Origin of the sequence: Rhizobium sp. NXC24, from assembly GCF_002944315.1 — a bacterium.
In the GTDB taxonomy this organism is placed as follows: domain Bacteria; phylum Pseudomonadota; class Alphaproteobacteria; order Rhizobiales; family Rhizobiaceae; genus Rhizobium.
In genome coordinates this window covers 1127979-1144313 of sequence record NZ_CP024311.1, presented here as the reverse complement: position 1 = coordinate 1144313, position 16335 = coordinate 1127979, and the positions used below count along the sequence as shown (strand labels likewise).

19 protein-coding genes are annotated in these 16335 nt (G+C 60.1%); 8 read left to right on the top strand and 11 right to left on the bottom strand.

Annotation, left to right across the window (positions count from 1 at the left end):
• Window positions 1-3: 3 nt before the first annotated feature.
• The 3 genes from NXC24_RS05735 to NXC24_RS05725 are packed head-to-tail and all read right to left on the bottom strand — an operon-like array spanning window position 4 to window position 3172.
• A complete protein-coding gene (locus NXC24_RS05735; protein WP_104822427.1) occupies window positions 4-381 on the bottom strand; it encodes a Na+/H+ antiporter subunit C in 378 nt (125 codons plus the stop codon).
• On the bottom strand, window positions 381-800 hold the full coding sequence (locus NXC24_RS05730) for a Na(+)/H(+) antiporter subunit B (protein WP_104822426.1): 420 nt from the start codon (window positions 798-800) through the stop codon (window positions 381-383). The genes NXC24_RS05735 and NXC24_RS05730 overlap by 1 nt, the downstream gene beginning before the upstream one ends.
• A complete protein-coding gene (locus tag NXC24_RS05725; RefSeq protein WP_104822425.1) occupies window positions 797-3172 on the bottom strand; it encodes a putative monovalent cation/H+ antiporter subunit A in 2376 nt (791 codons plus the stop codon). The genes NXC24_RS05730 and NXC24_RS05725 overlap by 4 nt, the downstream gene beginning before the upstream one ends.
• A gap of 226 nt (window positions 3173-3398) precedes the next feature.
• Here NXC24_RS05725 and msrB point away from each other — a divergent pair, with 226 nt between their 5' ends.
• Window positions 3399-3812 (top strand): peptide-methionine (R)-S-oxide reductase MsrB, encoded by a 414-nt coding sequence (gene msrB, locus NXC24_RS05720; protein ID WP_104825028.1) that lies wholly within the window; start codon window positions 3399-3401, stop codon window positions 3810-3812.
• Between the two features lie 8 nt (window positions 3813-3820).
• Here msrB and NXC24_RS36165 read toward each other — a convergent pair whose 3' ends face one another.
• The 4 genes from NXC24_RS36165 to NXC24_RS05700 all read right to left on the bottom strand — a co-directional run bounded on the left by NXC24_RS36165 (window position 3821) and on the right by NXC24_RS05700 (window position 6083).
• Window positions 3821-4180: an FAD-dependent oxidoreductase gene (locus NXC24_RS36165; protein WP_104822424.1), complete on the bottom strand. Its 360-nt coding sequence runs from the start codon at window positions 4178-4180 to the stop codon at window positions 3821-3823.
• Entirely contained in the window at window positions 4158-4904 is a 747-nt protein-coding gene (locus tag NXC24_RS05710; protein ID WP_104822423.1) for an FAD-dependent oxidoreductase, read from the bottom strand. The genes NXC24_RS36165 and NXC24_RS05710 overlap by 23 nt, the downstream gene beginning before the upstream one ends.
• 136 nt (window positions 4905-5040) lie before the next feature.
• Window positions 5041-5472, bottom strand: coding sequence for a nuclear transport factor 2 family protein (locus tag NXC24_RS05705; RefSeq protein WP_104822422.1), 432 nt, complete (start codon window positions 5470-5472; stop codon window positions 5041-5043).
• Between the two features lie 104 nt (window positions 5473-5576).
• Complete coding sequence (locus tag NXC24_RS05700) at window positions 5577-6083, bottom strand: GNAT family N-acetyltransferase (protein WP_104822421.1); 507 nt, start codon at window positions 6081-6083, stop codon at window positions 5577-5579.
• A 205-nt stretch (window positions 6084-6288) separates the two neighbouring features.
• Here NXC24_RS05700 and NXC24_RS05695 point away from each other — a divergent pair, with 205 nt between their 5' ends.
• Complete coding sequence (locus NXC24_RS05695) at window positions 6289-6795, top strand: hypothetical protein (protein ID WP_245463937.1); 507 nt, start codon at window positions 6289-6291, stop codon at window positions 6793-6795.
• Here NXC24_RS05695 and NXC24_RS05690 read toward each other — a convergent pair.
• Window positions 6778-7446 carry a hemolysin III family protein gene (locus NXC24_RS05690; protein WP_104822420.1) on the bottom strand — a complete coding sequence of 223 codons (669 nt, stop codon included), beginning with the start codon at window positions 7444-7446 and terminating at the stop codon, window positions 6778-6780. The two genes, NXC24_RS05695 and NXC24_RS05690, sit on opposite strands and share 18 nt — an antisense overlap.
• Before the next feature lie 325 nt (window positions 7447-7771).
• Between NXC24_RS05690 and NXC24_RS05685 the strand changes: the two genes are divergently transcribed.
• Window positions 7772-8638 (top strand): VOC family protein, encoded by an 867-nt coding sequence (locus NXC24_RS05685; RefSeq protein WP_104822419.1) that lies wholly within the window; start codon window positions 7772-7774, stop codon window positions 8636-8638.
• A gap of 103 nt (window positions 8639-8741) precedes the next feature.
• Window positions 8742-9911 carry an AI-2E family transporter gene (locus NXC24_RS05680; protein ID WP_104822418.1) on the top strand — a complete coding sequence of 390 codons (1170 nt, stop codon included), beginning with the start codon at window positions 8742-8744 and terminating at the stop codon, window positions 9909-9911.
• A 35-nt stretch (window positions 9912-9946) separates the two neighbouring features.
• On the opposite strand, the gene NXC24_RS05675 is transcribed toward NXC24_RS05680, so the two are convergent.
• On the bottom strand, window positions 9947-10738 hold the full coding sequence (locus tag NXC24_RS05675; RefSeq protein ID WP_104825027.1) for a polysaccharide deacetylase family protein: 792 nt from the start codon (window positions 10736-10738) through the stop codon (window positions 9947-9949).
• Window positions 10739-11010: 272 nt separating this feature from the next.
• Here NXC24_RS05675 and NXC24_RS05670 point away from each other — a divergent pair, with 272 nt between their 5' ends.
• On the top strand, window positions 11011-11922 hold the full coding sequence (locus NXC24_RS05670; RefSeq protein ID WP_104822417.1) for a DnaJ C-terminal domain-containing protein: 912 nt from the start codon (window positions 11011-11013) through the stop codon (window positions 11920-11922).
• Between the two features lie 3 nt (window positions 11923-11925).
• The gene (locus NXC24_RS05665) at window positions 11926-12258 is read left to right on the top strand and encodes a chaperone modulator CbpM (protein ID WP_104822416.1); all 333 of its coding nucleotides are present in this window, start codon (window positions 11926-11928) and stop codon (window positions 12256-12258) included.
• Window positions 12259-12263: 5 nt separating this feature from the next.
• Here NXC24_RS05665 and NXC24_RS05660 read toward each other — a convergent pair whose 3' ends face one another.
• Entirely contained in the window at window positions 12264-12653 is a 390-nt protein-coding gene (locus NXC24_RS05660) for a DUF930 domain-containing protein (protein WP_104825026.1), read from the bottom strand.
• A gap of 282 nt (window positions 12654-12935) precedes the next feature.
• Here NXC24_RS05660 and NXC24_RS05655 point away from each other — a divergent pair, with 282 nt between their 5' ends.
• Window positions 12936-15029, top strand: a complete 2094-nt coding sequence (locus NXC24_RS05655) for a S9 family peptidase (RefSeq protein WP_104822415.1) — start codon at window positions 12936-12938, stop codon at window positions 15027-15029.
• A gap of 19 nt (window positions 15030-15048) precedes the next feature.
• Window positions 15049-15567: a DUF1697 domain-containing protein gene (locus NXC24_RS05650; protein WP_104822414.1), complete on the top strand. Its 519-nt coding sequence runs from the start codon at window positions 15049-15051 to the stop codon at window positions 15565-15567.
• Here NXC24_RS05650 and NXC24_RS05645 read toward each other — a convergent pair.
• On the bottom strand, window positions 15564-16181 hold the full coding sequence (locus NXC24_RS05645) for a TetR/AcrR family transcriptional regulator (protein ID WP_104822413.1): 618 nt from the start codon (window positions 16179-16181) through the stop codon (window positions 15564-15566). The genes NXC24_RS05650 and NXC24_RS05645 overlap by 4 nt on opposite strands.
• Between the last annotated feature and the right edge of the window lie 154 nt (window positions 16182-16335).

Sequence of the window (16335 nt, the reverse complement as noted above, 5' to 3'; positions counted from 1 at the left end):
CTGCTAATACCCCAGGGGCGGCAGCGGCCGCTTTTTCGGTTCTGCCACACGCATCTCGCCGGTATTGTCGGTCTTCAGGTCCTGATAGGCCCGATAGGTCAGCACCAGCAGGAAGGCGAGGAAAGAGAACGATATGACGATTGCCGTCAGGATCAGGGCCTGCGGCAGCGGGTTGGCGGCATCCGCATTGAGCGTGTCAGCGCCCGACGGGATGATCGGCGGCACTTCGCGCGTTACCCGGCCGGCGGTGAAAAGCAGCAGGTTGACGGCGTTTCCGAGGATGGCGATGCCGAGCATGATGCGGATCGAAAACTTCGACAGCATCAGATAGATCGCAGCGGCGAAGAACAGGCCGACGAGCATTGCGAAGACCACCTCCATCACTCCGCCTCCCGCTCTTCGAGCGCCAGCGCGATCGAGGTGATGGCGCCGACGACGACCAGATAGACGCCGGCATCGAACAGCATGACGCTCGAGAGCGGCACCTCGACGCCAAAGAGATGCGGATAGATCCAGAGCCCGGTCATGAAAGGCACGCGAGAGAAGACCGACAGCAACCCGGCAACCGTCGAGGCCAGCAGGCCGAAACTGGCAATCGTCAACGGATGGAAGATAATGGCCCGGCGCACCGCCGTCACACCGCAGGCAATGCCATAAATCGCCAGCGCGGAGGCCGCGATCAATCCGCCGATGAAGCCTCCGCCGGGCTCATTGTGGCCGCGCAGCAGCACGAAGACGGAGAAGAGCAGCATCAAAGCGGTCAGGAAAGGCGCGGCGGTACGGAAGATGACGGTGTTCATGGACGCTCGGCCTCCATTACCTCTTCCACGTCGGGGTCGTTGGCCGCAAGCTTGCGCTCACCGCCGGCGCGGATGCGGATCAGCGCCAGGATGGCGAGGCCAGTGATGGTGACGACGGCGATTTCGCCGAGCGTATCCGTGCCGCGGAAATCGACGATGATCACGTTGACGACATTGGCACCATGGGCGATCAGCTTTGAATAATGATTGAAAAACGCCGTCAGCGTCAGGTCGAAAGGCGTTTGCGTGGCCTTCAAGAGCAGCAATCCGAAACCGAGGCCACAGGCGATGGCAAGCGCCGCATGCAAGAGCCTCTGCAACGGCGGACGGCGATCGGCGGGCGACAGGCGCAGTCGCGTCATTACCAGCGCCAGGATGACGACGGAGAGCGTCTCGACCATGAACTGCGTGAAAGACAGATCCGGCGCGCCGAAGAGCAGGAAGATGACGGCGACGGCAAAACCCTGAATGCCGAGCGAAACGATCGCCGTCAGCCGGTCGCGCGCCGAGACGACGGCCGCAAGACCAATGACGGCGATGAGGAAAATCGCCGCCTCATGCCACTGCATGTCGGGCCATGAGGGGACGACCGGCAACTCGCCATGGAGCACCGGCGGCACCAGCAGCATTGCGGCAAGGCAAAGGAAGGTGACGGTGACGTAGATCTCCAGCCGGCCCGGCTGCAGAAAGCGGGAGACGGCATGCGACAGGCGCACCAGCCCCGAGATGAGGGCATCGAAGCCGCGATCGGGTCCCGGCCCGAGTTTGCGCAGCACCACCGCCATCAGGAAGCGGGCGCGATCGAGCTTCCAATAGATGAAGGCACCGATCAGCACGGTCAGAGCGGACAGGGCCAAGGGTGCACCAAAATGCGGAGCGAGCGAGACCGATATCTCCATTGCCTTGCCACCGACGGCACTTGCCATCGGCGAGGAGATGTAGACGTGCCAAAAGCCGGAGACCATGGCTGCGGCTAGTCCGAGAACGGCAAGGACAAACGGGCCAAGCAGGAGCAGCGGCGGCGCCTCGTGCGGATGTTTCGGCGTTTCGACCCGCGCGCCGATAAACGGCTTCAGCGCCACGGCGAAGGCGATAGAGAACATTAGCGCGTTACCGACAATCGCAACGACTGCCAGAAGGATCGGCCAGGGGAAAACTTGGGCCAACGCGGCATAGATCTCCTCCTTAGCCAGAAAGCCGAAGGCGGGCGGCAGGCCGCCCATGGAAAATGCAGCCGCCAGCGCCACCGCAAAGGTCAACGGCATGGCGTTGCGCAAACCGCCGAGATGGGTAATGTCGCGCGTGCCCGTCTCGTGATCGACGATGCCGGCGACCATGAAGAGCGCGCCTTTAAACAGCGAATGCGCCACCAGATAGAGCGCGGCCGCCTCGACGGCATAATCGGAACCGAAACCGGTGAGCAATACCAGCAAGCCGAGAGAAGAGACCGTCGTATAGGCGAGCTTCAGCTTCAAATCGGTCTGGCGGATGGCGAGCAGCGTTCCCACCAGCAGGGTCATGCCACCGAAAACCGGCAGGATCGTCTCCCAGGCTGTTGTGTCACCCATTACGGGGTTGAGTCGCATCACGAGGTAGACACCGGCCTTCACCATCGTTGCAGAATGCAGATAGGCAGACACCGGCGTCGGCGCCTCCATGGCGTTCGGCAGCCAGAAATGGAAGGGGAATTGCGCGGATTTCGTAAAGGCGCCGCCGAGTACTAAGATCAGCGCCGCAAGATAAAGCGGGCTTTCGCGCAGCATCCCACCGGTCTTCAACAGGCCGGACATGTCCGCTGCACCGGTGATCTGCCAGATCAACAACAGGCCCGCGAGCAGCAGAAGCCCTCCCCCGCCGGTGACCACCAGCGCCTGCAAGGCAGCCCGCCGCGCAGCCTCGCGCTGATGATCGAAGCCGATCAGCAGGAAGGAGGTGATCGAGGTCAGCTCCCAGAAAACGAACAGCGTCAGGAAACTGTCCGACACGACGAGGCCAAGCATCGAACCCATGAACAGGAAGATAAAGGAGAAGAAGCGGCCTTGATCTTCGTGTCCTTTCAGGTAGCCGCCGGAATAAAGCACGATCAGTGTGCCGATGCCGGTGATAAGCAGCGCGAATGTCAGCGAAAGGCCGTCGAGCAGCCAGGAAAAGCGCAAGCCGAGGCTCGGCACCCACTCGAAGCCGTCCTGGATATTCTGGCCGGCGGCGATAGCGGGAAGAAAACCCGCGAAATGCAGAAAGGCGAGTGCGGGGAAAAGCGCCAGCGGCCAGGCCGCGTTGTGGCCGAGATAGCGGACGGCAGCAGGCGCAATGATCGCACCGAGAAAGGGCAGACACAAAGCCAGGAATGTCAGGCCGGTGACACTGGCCATGTCTTCTCCCTGCTGAACGATCGCGGAGTCCGGCAAAGCCGAAAGTCTTCATTGGGATAGGCTAAAGGCTGGATTGCCTCAAGCCCCGCGCGAGAAAAACCGAGGGGTAAACCACTGGAATCGGCTTCGGCATCATGGCTGAATAGTTGAAGACGGGACGGGCTGCACCACATTGCGACAACGGGGCTCGCCTAATAGATTGGGTGATGGGAAAGGGATGACACTCATGTCTGCTACGATGACAGGGCCTAAAATCGAGAAGACCGATGCCGAATGGCGGGAACAACTGACGCCGGAGCAATATCGCATCACCCGGCAGCATGGCACCGAGCGCGCCTTTACGGGACCCTACTGGGACTCATTCGAAACCGGCCTCTACCGCTGCGTCTGCTGCAACGCACCACTTTTCCGCTCGGACACGAAATTCGATGCCGGCTGCGGCTGGCCGAGCTATTTCGAAACGGTTTCGCCGGAGGCGGTGAAGGAATATCGCGACGAGTCCTATGGCATGGTGCGCACGGAAATCCGCTGCGGCGCCTGCGAAGCCCATCTCGGGCATGTCTTCCCCGACGGCCCGCCACCCACCGGACTGCGCTATTGCATCAACGGTCACGCCATGGTGTTCGAGGCAGGGAAATAGGCGGCACGTTAGCTGCCGTGAAAAACGCCCGCGCTAAATCCCGGTACAAGCGTCGATCGCTGTCCCTCAACGATCTCTTCCATCGTCAACCGGCCGAGCAAGGGCGCCAGGATGACGCCGGGATGGGCGACAGCGACATAGGCGCCATCGACGCCCGGCAAGAAGCCGAGCCTCGGAAACCCATCGGCGAAGACCGGGCGGTAGCCAACGGCTGCCTGCCGCAGTTCGACACCATCGGGCAGAGCGAGCTTTCGTCTCATCACGTCGAGCACCCGATGTCCGATCGCCAGCGGCGCCTCCTCTTCGGCGCCGCTCCTGCAGCTTGCGGCGGAGACCAGCGAATGGTCAGGCCGCTGACGAATTTCCAAACCCGGCCCGCGAAGAAATACGATTGAGGAAGCGCCGGTCAGCGGAAAATTGCATCAGCACGGCGGGCGAGCTTTCGACGCCGATCGCCAGTCCCAAGGGCGAAATCAGCGCATCGACCGATGTGCCGGCAGCCAGCACGACGACATCCGCCGAAACGACCTGCCCTGCCGTCCGAACACCGGTGATCCGGCTGTCAGATGTTTCGAGCGCGACGATCCTCTGATCGAAATCCGCCTTAGCGCCGAAAGCGATCGCGGCGTCTACAAATGTCCGCGCGAGCTGTGCCGGATCCAGCGCGAGATCGTCGGGAGAAAAGGCGGCGCATTCCGGCACCTCGCGAAGCTCCGGCTCCCACCAGGCGATCGTCTTGGCATCCACCAGTTCAACCGTTGCACCCGCAGCCTTATGCTCCCGTACCAACGCCTCCGTCTCCGCCGCCGTCCGATGCCAAATCAGAGAACCCGTCCGCGCATGCTGCAGGGCCTTCGGAAGGGCGGCCTTCAAACGTTGATATTCAGTGATCGCCTCGCGCCAGATGCGATAATTCGCGTAATTTGCCGTCGGGTCGCCATTGATGAGGTTGACCCAGCCGAAGGCCTTGCCGGTGACGCCCGCGGCTGGTGCCGGGCCCTCGTCAAACAAATGCACTCGCGCCCCGCGGCGTGCCAGGTGATAGGCTATGGATGCCCCAACAATCCCTGCGCCGACGACGGCTATCTGCATTTTCGGAGGATGCAACGAAGGATACCCGCGATGAAAATCACGATTCAGATCTGCCGTTGCTTGGATAGCGTCAAGCTATGACGCGGGAATGACTGCGAGCTAGGCGTGGCCGTCCCAGCCGGGTCCGGCAACCCTTTTACTCTCTGACTAGGGATGCCGGCGGGCGGGCTGAGGTTATCGGATCGGCGTGACGAAGGACGATCCTCCACGCGCCTTCTTCCCGCCGGAATATGGTGGTGACCCGAAGCGCGATCGGTACCAGTTTGTCGCCACCACCGACTTTGGATCGGAACCGCTCGACCTCAATGATGTACCCCAAGTCCGCAGTCGCGTACTCGGAGATGCGCTCAAAGCCGGTGGCCTCGCCGTCCCGATAATTGGTTGCAGCCCGTTCCATGGTCGCGGCGGCTTTTTCCCACCCCTTCGCCGGCGGCCCGAACGGATTAGCGATAATGACGTCATCCCGTCGCGAGTAGAGATATTTCAGAGGCTCAGGATCGCCCTTCACGAAAGCATCTAAAGCCAGATGATCCTGCTCGATAAAATTCGTTAAGTCAGAGGCCAACATCTTAGCGCCCTCAGATGATCGGAAAGAGAACTTTATCCGAAAAGTCGGCCCTCCGCTCGCGCTGTCTCACTTCCCGGTCTGCCAGCCGTTAATGAGTTCACGCCCTAGACCGTTATGCGCAGCTCCATGCAGGTCAGATCCAGCCAGCGGCCGAACTTGGTGCCGACTTCTGAAAACTGACCGACGATGCGGAAGCCGAGTTTTTCATGCAGGCGGATGGAGGTGGTATTGCCGGTTTCGATGGCGGCGATCATGACGTGGATATTGCCTTCGGCGGCACGGGCGACGAGTTCGCGCAGCAAACCCTCGCCGATACCGAGGCCGCGATGATCCTTGTCGACATAAACGGAATTTTCGACCGTATGCCGGTAACCGTCGAAGGCACGCCAATCGCCGTAGGAGGCATAGCCGGCGACGTTCCCGTCCTTCTCGGCGACAATGACCGGAAAGCCCCTCGCCTTGCGCGCTTTGAGCCATTCAATACGGTTATCGACGTCGACCAACGTGTCGTTCCAGATCGCGGTCGTGTGCAGGACCGCGTGGTTGTAGATCTCGCAAATCGCGGGCAGATCAGCCTCGGTGGCGTCGCGAAGCAGCACGGCTTGGTCCATAGTCGAATTGTCCAATCGTTTAAGGCATCGATGGCGGCATACTCCGCGATATTGACGAAGTAAATCCGCCATTCCTGCATGGCTCGCAATGAAACCGTAACGAATTGAAGCTATTTTCTGATCATTCTTAGAATCACTATGGAATTTCTGCTGAAAAATGCGCTATTCATAGCTGGTTTGCAGATCCCGCCTCCCGGAAACCGCAATGCTCGCGCGCCTGACCGCCCTCCTTTTCTTTTCTGCTGTGCCGGCACTGGCTGCCGACTGGTGGTCCTATGACAATGCGCGGTTTGGCTATGAAATCGAACTACCCTCGGAATTCCGCCTTTCGACCCGTTCGGACAATGGCGACGGACTGACCTTGACGCCGTCCGATCAGTCGGCACGGCTGCTTGTTTTCGGCACCAATATCCTCGATGGCGACTTTTCGGCGGAAGCGAATGTCCGCGTCGCAATCGCCAAGGACGAAGGCTGGCAGATTTCCTATTCGAAATCGACCTCGCGCGGCATCAGCTTCTCGGGTACGAGGCAGGGCCGCATCGTCTATGTGCGCGGCGTAGCACTCTGCAATGGCGGCGCCGCCTTCTTCCAGATGGATTATCCCAAGACGGACATGCAGCGCTTCGACGCCATCGTCATGCGCCTGGTGCGCAGCCTGCAGCCGACGAGGAAATGCACGCCGACGACGCAGATCTCAAGAGTTTTCCGGTGACAGGCTGAAACAGGTCAGGACCGCCGAATAATGCACTGCGGTGGCGGCGAGCACGAAGCCATGCCAGATGGCGTTCTGAAAGCGCAACTTCTCCCAGACATGGAAAATTACGCCTAGCGAATAGATGACGCCGCCGATGACGATCAGTAGCATCGACGCGTAGGGTATATGCATGGAAACGGACCTTGCCACCAGCACACCGCTCCAGCCCATGGCGAGATAAAGCAGGATCGCCAGCCGGTCATACCGCCCCGGGAAAACGCATTTCAGCGCGATGCCGAAGCCGGCAAAAATCCAGATGGCAATCAGCATGGCAAACAACAGCGGATCCTCGGCGCCGCGCTCCAGGAACGGCGTATAGGTGGCGGCGATCAAGACGAAGATGGCCGAGTGATCGAAACGCCGCAGGACCCACTTCGTCTGCGACACCGGCCACAGATTGTAGGTAAAGGACATGGCCAACGTCAGAACGAGGCCGACGCCATAGATCCAAGCGGCGGCGATCTCGCGATAGGAGCTCCACACCGTCGCATAGAAGATCAACACGGTCGCGCCGATCAAAGCAAAGACGACGCCAATCCCGTTGACGATGCTGTCAACGATCACTTCATATCGGTCATAGGCCCAACGAATGCCTTTGATTTCGGGCATGCATGCGTGTTCCAATTGCTCGACGTCGCCTTTGATCGTTGCACCTCAAGGGGTTGGAGACAAGCGGGTGAAACGGACATATAAGTAAATCTTGGTAAATGGCGGGTGAGCTGATCGCGCGGCTGTCAACAACCAGCGAACGCTCAATCTGCAATTTCGGGCCTTCTGTGAACAATCGGAATCGGCCATATCTAGGTCAAGTACAGCGGGCTTGAATTCTGAAGAGGCACATCAACCGGCGAAAGCTCTCAAGCCCTGCTATTGGCGACGTCTTCTCCGCCGCGCCGGTTGCTCTCTTGCAGAATATTGAGGTTGGAACACTCGCATGACCGAAACTGCCCTTTCCTATGCGCTTACGCGTCCCGCCTATGTCGGCCAGTCGCACCTGATCGTCACCGATCTGGCGGTGGTGTCGCGCTTCTACCAGCAGATGCTTGGCCTCAGGGTCATTGAAAAGACGGCCAGCGGCGAGGTGTTGGGCGTTGCCGGCCAGCCGCTTTTGGTTCTGACAACGGATCGTGCGGCCAAACGAGCGCCGCAAACCGCCGCGGGCTTGTTCCACACCGCCTTTCTGATGCCCGATCGCATCGAGCTTGCTCGCTGGCTACGGCACGCCGCACATAATGGCGTAGGTCTCGAAGGCGCGTCCGACCACATCGTCAGCGAGGCGATCTATCTTTCCGACCCCGAGGGCAACGGCATCGAGATCTATGCGGACCGGCCGCACGAACAGTGGAAATTCCACAGCGATGGCACGGTCGAGATGGCGACGCTCAGGCTCGATTTGCAGAAGCTTTACGAAAGCGCGCCGCAGGATCGCTGGGATGGCATGGCCGAGGGTTCGGCGATCGGCCATATCCATTTGCAGGTCGGCGACGTTGCGGAGGCGAATGCCTTTTACCGCGATGTGCTGGGCATGAACGTCATGGCGGCGCGCTATCCCGGCGCGACCTTCCTCGCAACCGGCGGCTATCACCACCATCTCGGCGCCAATACCTGGAACAGCCGCGGCGCCGGCGTCCGGTCCAAGGATATGACCGGCCTTTCCGATTACACCCTGCGTTTCAACGACAAGGACGCGCTCGACAAGGCGGTCGCCGCACTCGATGCGCATGAGATCAAGACGGAAAAACGCGACGGCGGGATTTCGCTGCGCGATCCCTGGGGCATCGGGCTCAATCTAATCGCCTGATCGCGAATCCGCTGACCCATGATGTCAAAGGCCCGCCCCGGAACCAGGGCGGGCCTTTCGCGTTTGCATACCGAAGCAATGGGGTTTCGGGGACATGTCCGGAATGGATATCGCCAACGGCATACGCAAACAGGCGCGCAGATTGGGAGCGACGAGCGAAAGGCGTTCCAGCGCCTGGGTGGATGCGTTGCGAGCGGACACCGAGCAGTTGGACAACGGCTCGTCAGCACCCGTCGAGAAGGACGCGCTGGATATTGCCTCCGCCTGGGCTCTCATCGGCATATTCCTTGTGCTGGCGCTGGCAGGCGTCTACATGATGTCGATCATCCTCATCCCTGTAACCCTGGCCGTCGTCGTCGGCATGATCCTCGGGCTGGCTGCGGAAAAGCTCAGCAAGCTCGGCGTACCGCGCGTCCTCAACGCCGTTCTGTTGTCATCGGCGGTGGCGCTGGTCATCTTCCTGATCATCAATTCACTCGCCGGGCCGATGGCGACGCTCGCCCAGGAAGGGCCTAACGTTTTCCAGCGTACCGTCGATCGGCTGATGCCCTATCTCGAACAGATCAAATGGTTGCACATCACACCGCAAACCTTTGAAAGCGGACCGATGTCCATCAATGTGCTGCTCGAAAACACCGGCAATGTGCTGCATCTTCTCGCCGCCAGCCTCACGCCCGCCATCGTCCAGGGCCTGCTCTTTTTTGCGGCGCTGCTGTTGTTCCTTGCCGGCCGCATCAGCCTGCGCAAGACGATCATCATGACCTTCTCCACCCGGGCATCACGGCTGACGGCGATCCGCATCATCAATGCGGTGGAGCAGGTGCTCGGCTTCTACTTTGCGACGGCGTCGCTGATCTATGTGGGCCTCGGCGTGGTGATGACGGTCATCGCCTATATCGGCGGCATGGGCACGCCGATCCTCTGGGGAATATTCGCCTTTCTTTCCAGCTTCGTCCCGTTCGTCGGCATCACGACGATAACGACCGCGCTGGCGATCGCCGGCATCATCACCCATGACGATATCATCTTCGGTCTCCTCCCCGCCGCCGCGTTCTTCTCCGTCCATCTCACCGTGGAAAATCTGGTTTTTCCGGCAGTGATGGGCCGACAATGGGAACTCAATCCCTTCATCGTCTTCCTTGCCATCATCTTCTGGACGTGGATGTGGGGCGCCGTCGGCGCAATGCTCGCCCTGCCGCTGTCGCTGATCGTCATGACCGTAGTCAACGAGCTGTTCTTCGAGGAAAAGGTGCAGCCGCAACTACCGCAGTGAAGGCATCAGCTATCGGCGCCGACACCGAAAACGCCTCAGTTCGTCGTGTCGTCATCACCCTGCTCGGGGATATCCTGCAGGCGGACGAACTGCACGCCCTTGGCCTTCAGCGCCAAGATGCTCGCGGCGACGCCTTCGCCGGCGGTATGGGTCGGCTGGTTGATGTGCGAGATGATGACGTCGCCATCCTTGGCGGAGGCATATTGTTTTTCCACCATCTTGGCCGGCAGCAGCGAGCCGCTGTCGCCGTTGACGGAATAGCCTGCGATGCGATAGCCCATGCCGCGAATCTGAGCGATAGCCGAGAGGCTATATTTCGCCGTCGCGCCCCGGAACCAATGCGGCTGAGGAATGCCAGCGGCCATCATGGCATCAGCGCCGCCTTTGACCTCCTGCGCGACCGCCTGCGGCGAGCCGGCAGCGGGAATGCCATAGACCGTCGTTGGGATATCGACCGCGGGAATATGGTTCTGACCGTGATCCTCAAGCTCGAAAATATCGGGATGAGCGAGGAAGACGGCAAGCGCTTCGGGATTGCTGCGCAGCCATCGAGCGGTGACGAAGATCGTCGCCGGGATATGCTGATCGACTAGTGTGCTGAGGATGCGCGGATCGGTCTTGCCCATGCAGGCATCGAAGGTCAGGGCGATGCGCGGCGCGCCCTTGCCTGCGCGGTTGACGTGTAGATGGGGCTCGACCAACTTGACGTTCGACACCGCCGCCTTCGGCGGGAGCTGCGGCCAGACAACGGGCTTTTCCGAAGGCTCGGCGGCAAAGGCGGCCGAAGCGGCGAGCACGAATGCGGACGTCAGCACAAAACGGTTCATCAGGCAGCCACCGGTTGGATCGAATGAAATGAAGTCTGTCGGAAAAGGCGCATAATTGCCATAGACTCCTTTGCCGCTGCGCCCGCCATCGTCCGGCAAGGCGACGGAAATATGGCGGCTTGCCCGCAAAGCCGCCTGTTCCCCATCACAAATGCGCCAATGGTTCATTCTGCCGGGTCGCGGCTAGAGGCGCTATCATTTATGATACGATTGATACCACGCCTGCCGATCACTATCTGCGTCTTTTCCTATGCTCCCAAAGGGAAACATCCATGAGCCGTGATCCCTATGATATTCTGGGCGTAAAACGGGACGCCCCGCAAAAAGACATTCAAAGCGCCTATCGCAAGCTTGCGAAAAAGCTACATCCCGATCTGAACCCCGGCGATAAGCAAGCCGAGGATAAATTCAAGGAAGTCTCCGCGGCTTACGGCATCCTCGGCGACGAGGACAAGCGCGCGCGCTTTGACCGCGGCGAGATCGACAATACCGGCGCGGAGCAGCCGCCACGTAGCTATTATCGCGATTACGCGACGAGCGAGGGCCAGCGCGGCCCCTATCGCAACACGGGTGGTTTCGCCGATTTCGGCGATGCCGACGATATACTTTCCAGTTTCTTCTCACGTCGCAGCCGAGGCCAATCGGGAATGCAAGGTCAGGATCGCCACTACTCCATGGAGGTCGACTTTCTCGACGCCATCAACGGCGCGAAAAAGCAGATCAGCCTGCCGGACGGACCGGCGCTCGACGTGCAGATACCGCCGGGAACCCGCGACGGGCAGACACTGCGCCTGCGCGGCAAGGGCGATCCCGGTTTTGGCGGCGGCGCCTCCGGGGATGCGCTGATCGAGGTGCATGTACGCCCGCATCGTTTCTTCGTTCGCGACGGCAACGATATCAGACTTGAATTGCCGATTTCGCTTGCGGAGGCGGTGCTTGGCGGCAAAATCCGTGTGCCCACGCCTTCCGGGCCGGTCACGGTGACCCTTCAGCCGAACTCCAACACGGGCAAGGTTCTGCGGCTGAAAGGCAAAGGTGCGCCGGTGCCTGGCAAGGAAAACGGCGACGCCTATGTTTCGTTGAAGATCGTCCTGCCGGATGCGCCGGATGCGGACCTTGCGGCCTTTGTTTCCGAATGGCAGGCCGGCAAGACGCATGATCCCAGAAAGACCATGGGAGGCTGAGCCATGAACGAGAGCGAGTTTCGTTTGCGCCTCGAGATCGACAATGCGGTGCTGGACGTTTGGATCGAACAGGGCTGGCTCATTCCCGAAACGACCGGGGAAGGCCGGCATTTCCGCGAAGCCGACCTGGCGCGCGGGCAGTTGATCCTCGACCTCATCAACGCGATGGGCGTCAACGAGCCTGGAGTCGATCTGGTCATGGATCTGGTAGATCAGCTTCATGCGCTGAGAGGAACGCTACGCGATCTGACGGACGCCGTCTGTCATCAGGATGCCGATGTGCAGGAGCATGTTCTCTCCGAACTCTACCGGCTAGAGCGCCAAAGACGGCGCTGAAGGCATCAATCGTAGAGATAATATTTTTGCCAGCTATCGCGCGGCACCTTCTCGCCGATTGCGTAGTTCATATCCCGAACATGAATATGCTGCGGGCCGGTCGTGCACTGATAGGAGAGATGATACCAATCCCCCTTGCTGCGAAAGACCGCGCCGGGAGCATTCATCGAGTCCGGGGCCATAGCAGGGTCGCTGAAGGTGTAGGCGATGACCTTGTCGGGCTTGAAGCCGGTCTGCTCGGTGCCGATCCGTTTCATGGCCTCAGCATCGCAGGTCTGCTCCATCCGCTCGGAGGGATCGAGCTTCTCCAGTTCCTTCTTCATGGTCGCGTCCACGGCAAAAGCGGACGTCGCAATGGCGGCCAACGGCATGAGAATGGCGATGAATTTCAGCATGAAGACCGATCCCTTGCTTGACTGCGGGCTGGGAAGCGTCTCTTCGACCAGGCGGTTCAAGCCGCCTTATTATCGACGCAACATAAGCGGACTTCGTTAAAGAATGTGGTCACATCAAGGCAGCTCTGAACGAGTTCTTTTGCCGCCGTCAGCTAGATTTAAAGCCTGTTATCATCCCCTTACGTGAGGCTTAAGCAGGCAAATGCCGCTTGAACCTCACGCAAGCGCCCTCTATCTCTTCCTCACCTCATATCCGACATTGATCCCGGAGAAAGCCTGCCCGTGTCTTCATTCAAGAGCCTCCCCACCCCGCCCGCCGCTGCGAAAAAACCGGTCACGGACACGCGCCACGGCATCAGCCGCAGCGACGATTACGCCTGGCTGCGCGCCGACAATTGGCAGGCGATGTTCAAGGACACGTCTATCCTCGATCCGGAAATCCGCGCGCATCTGGAGGCTGAGAACGCCTATATGAACGCCGCCATGGCGGATACGAAAGAGCTGCAGAAGGCGTTGTTTGCCGAAATGAAGGGCCGTATCAAGGAGGATGACAGCTCCGTGCCGGTCAAGGACGGGCCTTATGCCTATGGCACGCTCTACGTCACCGGCGGCGAACAGCCGCACTATTTCCGCGAGGCGCGCAATGGCGGCGAGCGCAAGCTGCTCCTCAACGGTGACAAGGAAAACGAAGGAAAGTCCTATTTCCGCCTCTCCGGCATCGATCATTCCACGGATCACAGCCATGGCATCTGGGGCTATGACGACAAGGGCTCGGAATATTTCACGCTGAAGGTCCGCAATCTGGAAACCGGCGAAGACCTTGCCGACGTGATCGAAAACACCGGCGGCGGCGGTGTCTGGGCGCCTGACGGCAAGAGCTTCTTCTATACGCTGCAGGACGAGAACCATCGTCCCTCAAAGATCTTCCACCACATTGTCGGCACACCGCAATCGGACGACCGGCTGGTTTATGAAGAGGAGGATTCCGGCTTCTTCATGGGCGTCGGCGGCTCATTGCTGGATGACTACGTCTTCATCGACATCCACGATCACGAGACCAGCGAATACCGCATCATCCCGACCTCCGATCTGACGGCCGAACCGAGACTGGTGGCCGCGCGCGACACCGGCATCGAGTATGAAATGGCGGAAGGCGGCGATGTCTTCTACATCCTCACCAATGACGGCGATGCCAAGGATTTCAAGATCATGGAAACGCCGGTCGACAAACCGGCCAAGGAAAACTGGCGCGATGTCGTGGCTCATAAGCCGGGCACGCTGATCCTCAATCACATGGCCTATGCCCGCCATCTCATCTGGCTGGAGCGCAAGGACGGCCTGCCGCGGATCATCGTCCGTGACCGGCGCAGCGGCGAAGAACATGCCATTGCCTTCGACGAGGAGGCCTATTCGCTCGGCCTGCAGGGCGCCGCCGAATACGACACCGACGTCATCCGTTTCTCCTACTCCTCGATGACGACGCCGAGCCAGCTTTATGACTACAACATGGTGACGCGCGAGCGCACTTTGCTGAAGACACAGGAGGTTCCCTCAGGCCACAATCCGGACGACTACGTCACGCGTCGCGTCTTCGCCCCTGCCTGGGACGGCGAACGGGTGCCGGTGACCCTGCTCTATCGTAAGGATACGCCGCTCGACGGATCCGCGCCCTGCCTCCTTTACGGCTATGGCGCCTACGGCATCACCATCCCCGCCGGCTTCAACACCAATTGCCTGTCGCTTGCCGACCGTGGCTTCGTCTATGCCATCGCCCATATCCGTGGCGGCAAGGACAAGGGCTTCGCCTGGTACGAAGACGGCAAGATGGACAAGAAGACCAATACCTTCGAGGACTTCATTGCTGCGGCCGACTATTTGAATGAGCAGAAGTTCACCTCCTACGCGAAGATCATCGCCGAGGGCGGCTCGGCCGGCGGCATGCTGATGGGCGCCATCGCCAACATGGCGCCGGAGAAATTCGCCGGCATCATCGCTGCCGTACCCTTCGTCGACGTGCTCAACACCATGCTGGACGACACGCTGCCGCTGACGCCGCCGGAATGGCCGGAATGGGGCAATCCGATCGACAGCAAGGAAGAATACGAGCAGATCGCAGCCTACAGCCCCTATGACAATGTCGGTGAGAAGCCTTACCCGCCAATTCTGGCGCTCGGCGGCCTGACCGATCCGCGCGTCACCTATTGGGAACCGGCGAAATGGGTGGCCAAGCTGCGTGAAAAGACCACCGGAGACGCGCCGATCCTCTTGAAGACAAACATGGATGCCGGCCATGGCGGCGCTTCGGGCCGTTTCCAGCGCCTGGAAGAGATCGCCTTCGAATACGGCTTCGCCATCAAGGTCGCCGGGAAGATCTAGCAAATCTCGGGAGGAGCCCATGCCGGTCTATGTCGCCCTGTTGCGTGCCGTCAATGTCGGCGGCACCGGCGCTCTGCCGATGGCGGATTTGAAAGCGCTCTGCGAAGAGACCGGCTTTACCGACGTGAAGACCTATATCCAGAGCGGCAATGTGCTTTTCCGTTCTGACAAGGCCGAGGCGACCGTACAGAAGGATCTGGAAAAGGCACTGGCGCTCAAAATGGGCAAATCGCCGGGCGTGCTGCTGCGCAGCCGCCGGGAATTGGAGGCGGCAGCGGAAGGCTCACCCTTTCCGCACGCCAAACCGAACTACCTGCTCGTCAACTTCCTTCCGGAACCCGCACCTGACGATGCCCTGGACAAGCTGGTGGCACCCGACGGCGAAGAAGTGCATATCGCCGGCAGGGAAATCTATGTCCACTATCCCGATGGCTCCGGTCGCTCGAAACTGAAGTTGCCGGCGCTGAAGGCGGGCACGTCGCGGAACCTCAATACGGTGAGGAAACTGGCGGAGATGGCGCGGGAGATGGAGGGCTAGCTGAAACGCGGCCGGAACAGCATCTTGATGAAGCTGCGGAAGACCAGGATCTGATCCGCCAGGCTGTTCGGTTCTTTCAACGCCTTGGATAGCACGATGCCGCCTTCGAGCACGGTCGACACCATATCGGCGAGTTGATCGACATCCAGCGGCTCGCGGGGCTCGTAGACCACCATGATCTCCTCGAACATGCGGCGAAATCGCCGCCGCCATGTCAGGGCCGCCTCGCGGTTGATCTCCTGAACCTCGCGATCAAATAGCCGTTCGTAGTAGCAGAAGCCTGCCACCAGGCATCCTGGATGACCATTCGGCAGATCGGACAACAATTCCGACAGCAATTTCAGGCCAAGCAGGAAAGATTGCAGTGGATCGTCCATCAGCTCACGGGCACGCCCGAAAATCTCGTCGTAAATCCGGTTGTCGTTTTCGATGTAGCGCTGGATAAGGGCCTTAGCGAGTTCGTTCTTGTCGCGGAAGTGATAGAAGAAGCCGCTCTTGGTAATGCCGGTTTCGGCGATCAATTCATCGATGGAGGTGCCGCCGAAACCCTTCGCCAGCACCGCGGCTTCGGCAACCTCCAGCAGCCGGCTGCGCGTTTCCTCACCCTTTCGCATGATCCCCTCCTGTACCGACGGTACAGTATTGTTGCACAAACGCCGCGCCGCGCCTCCGGATCAATGCGGGGCCGAGGCCGTAAGCCATTGAATAGAAAATGAAATGCTTGCTCGCGTCGATAGTATACCGCAAATCGCCTATTTTAGCAGACGG

Bases quoted from the DNA above. Each gene is read 5' to 3' on its own strand.
- NXC24_RS05735 (WP_104822427.1), bottom strand. From the start codon at position 381: ATGGAGGTGGTCTTCGCAATGCTCGTCGGCCTGTTCTTCGCCGCTGCG.
- NXC24_RS05730 (WP_104822426.1), bottom strand. From the start codon at position 800: ATGAACACCGTCATCTTCCGTACCGCCGCGCCTTTCCTGACCGCTTTG.
- NXC24_RS05725 (WP_104822425.1), bottom strand. From the start codon at position 3,172: ATGGCCAGTGTCACCGGCCTGACATTCCTGGCTTTGTGTCTGCCCTTT.
- msrB (WP_104825028.1), top strand. From the start codon at position 3,399: ATGTCTGCTACGATGACAGGGCCTAAAATCGAGAAGACCGATGCCGAA.
- NXC24_RS05710 (WP_104822423.1), bottom strand. From the start codon at position 4,904: ATGCAGATAGCCGTCGTCGGCGCAGGGATTGTTGGGGCATCCATAGCC.
- NXC24_RS05705 (WP_104822422.1), bottom strand. From the start codon at position 5,472: ATGTTGGCCTCTGACTTAACGAATTTTATCGAGCAGGATCATCTGGCT.
- NXC24_RS05700 (WP_104822421.1), bottom strand. From the start codon at position 6,083: ATGGACCAAGCCGTGCTGCTTCGCGACGCCACCGAGGCTGATCTGCCC.
- NXC24_RS05695 (WP_245463937.1), top strand. From the start codon at position 6,289: ATGCTCGCGCGCCTGACCGCCCTCCTTTTCTTTTCTGCTGTGCCGGCA.
- NXC24_RS05690 (WP_104822420.1), bottom strand. From the start codon at position 7,446: ATGCCCGAAATCAAAGGCATTCGTTGGGCCTATGACCGATATGAAGTG.
- NXC24_RS05685 (WP_104822419.1), top strand. From the start codon at position 7,772: ATGACCGAAACTGCCCTTTCCTATGCGCTTACGCGTCCCGCCTATGTC.
- NXC24_RS05680 (WP_104822418.1), top strand. From the start codon at position 8,742: ATGGATATCGCCAACGGCATACGCAAACAGGCGCGCAGATTGGGAGCG.
- NXC24_RS05675 (WP_104825027.1), bottom strand. From the start codon at position 10,738: ATGAACCGTTTTGTGCTGACGTCCGCATTCGTGCTCGCCGCTTCGGCC.
- NXC24_RS05670 (WP_104822417.1), top strand. From the start codon at position 11,011: ATGAGCCGTGATCCCTATGATATTCTGGGCGTAAAACGGGACGCCCCG.
- NXC24_RS05665 (WP_104822416.1), top strand. From the start codon at position 11,926: ATGAACGAGAGCGAGTTTCGTTTGCGCCTCGAGATCGACAATGCGGTG.
- NXC24_RS05660 (WP_104825026.1), bottom strand. From the start codon at position 12,653: ATGCTGAAATTCATCGCCATTCTCATGCCGTTGGCCGCCATTGCGACG.
- NXC24_RS05650 (WP_104822414.1), top strand. From the start codon at position 15,049: ATGCCGGTCTATGTCGCCCTGTTGCGTGCCGTCAATGTCGGCGGCACC.
- NXC24_RS05645 (WP_104822413.1), bottom strand. From the start codon at position 16,181: ATGCGAAAGGGTGAGGAAACGCGCAGCCGGCTGCTGGAGGTTGCCGAA.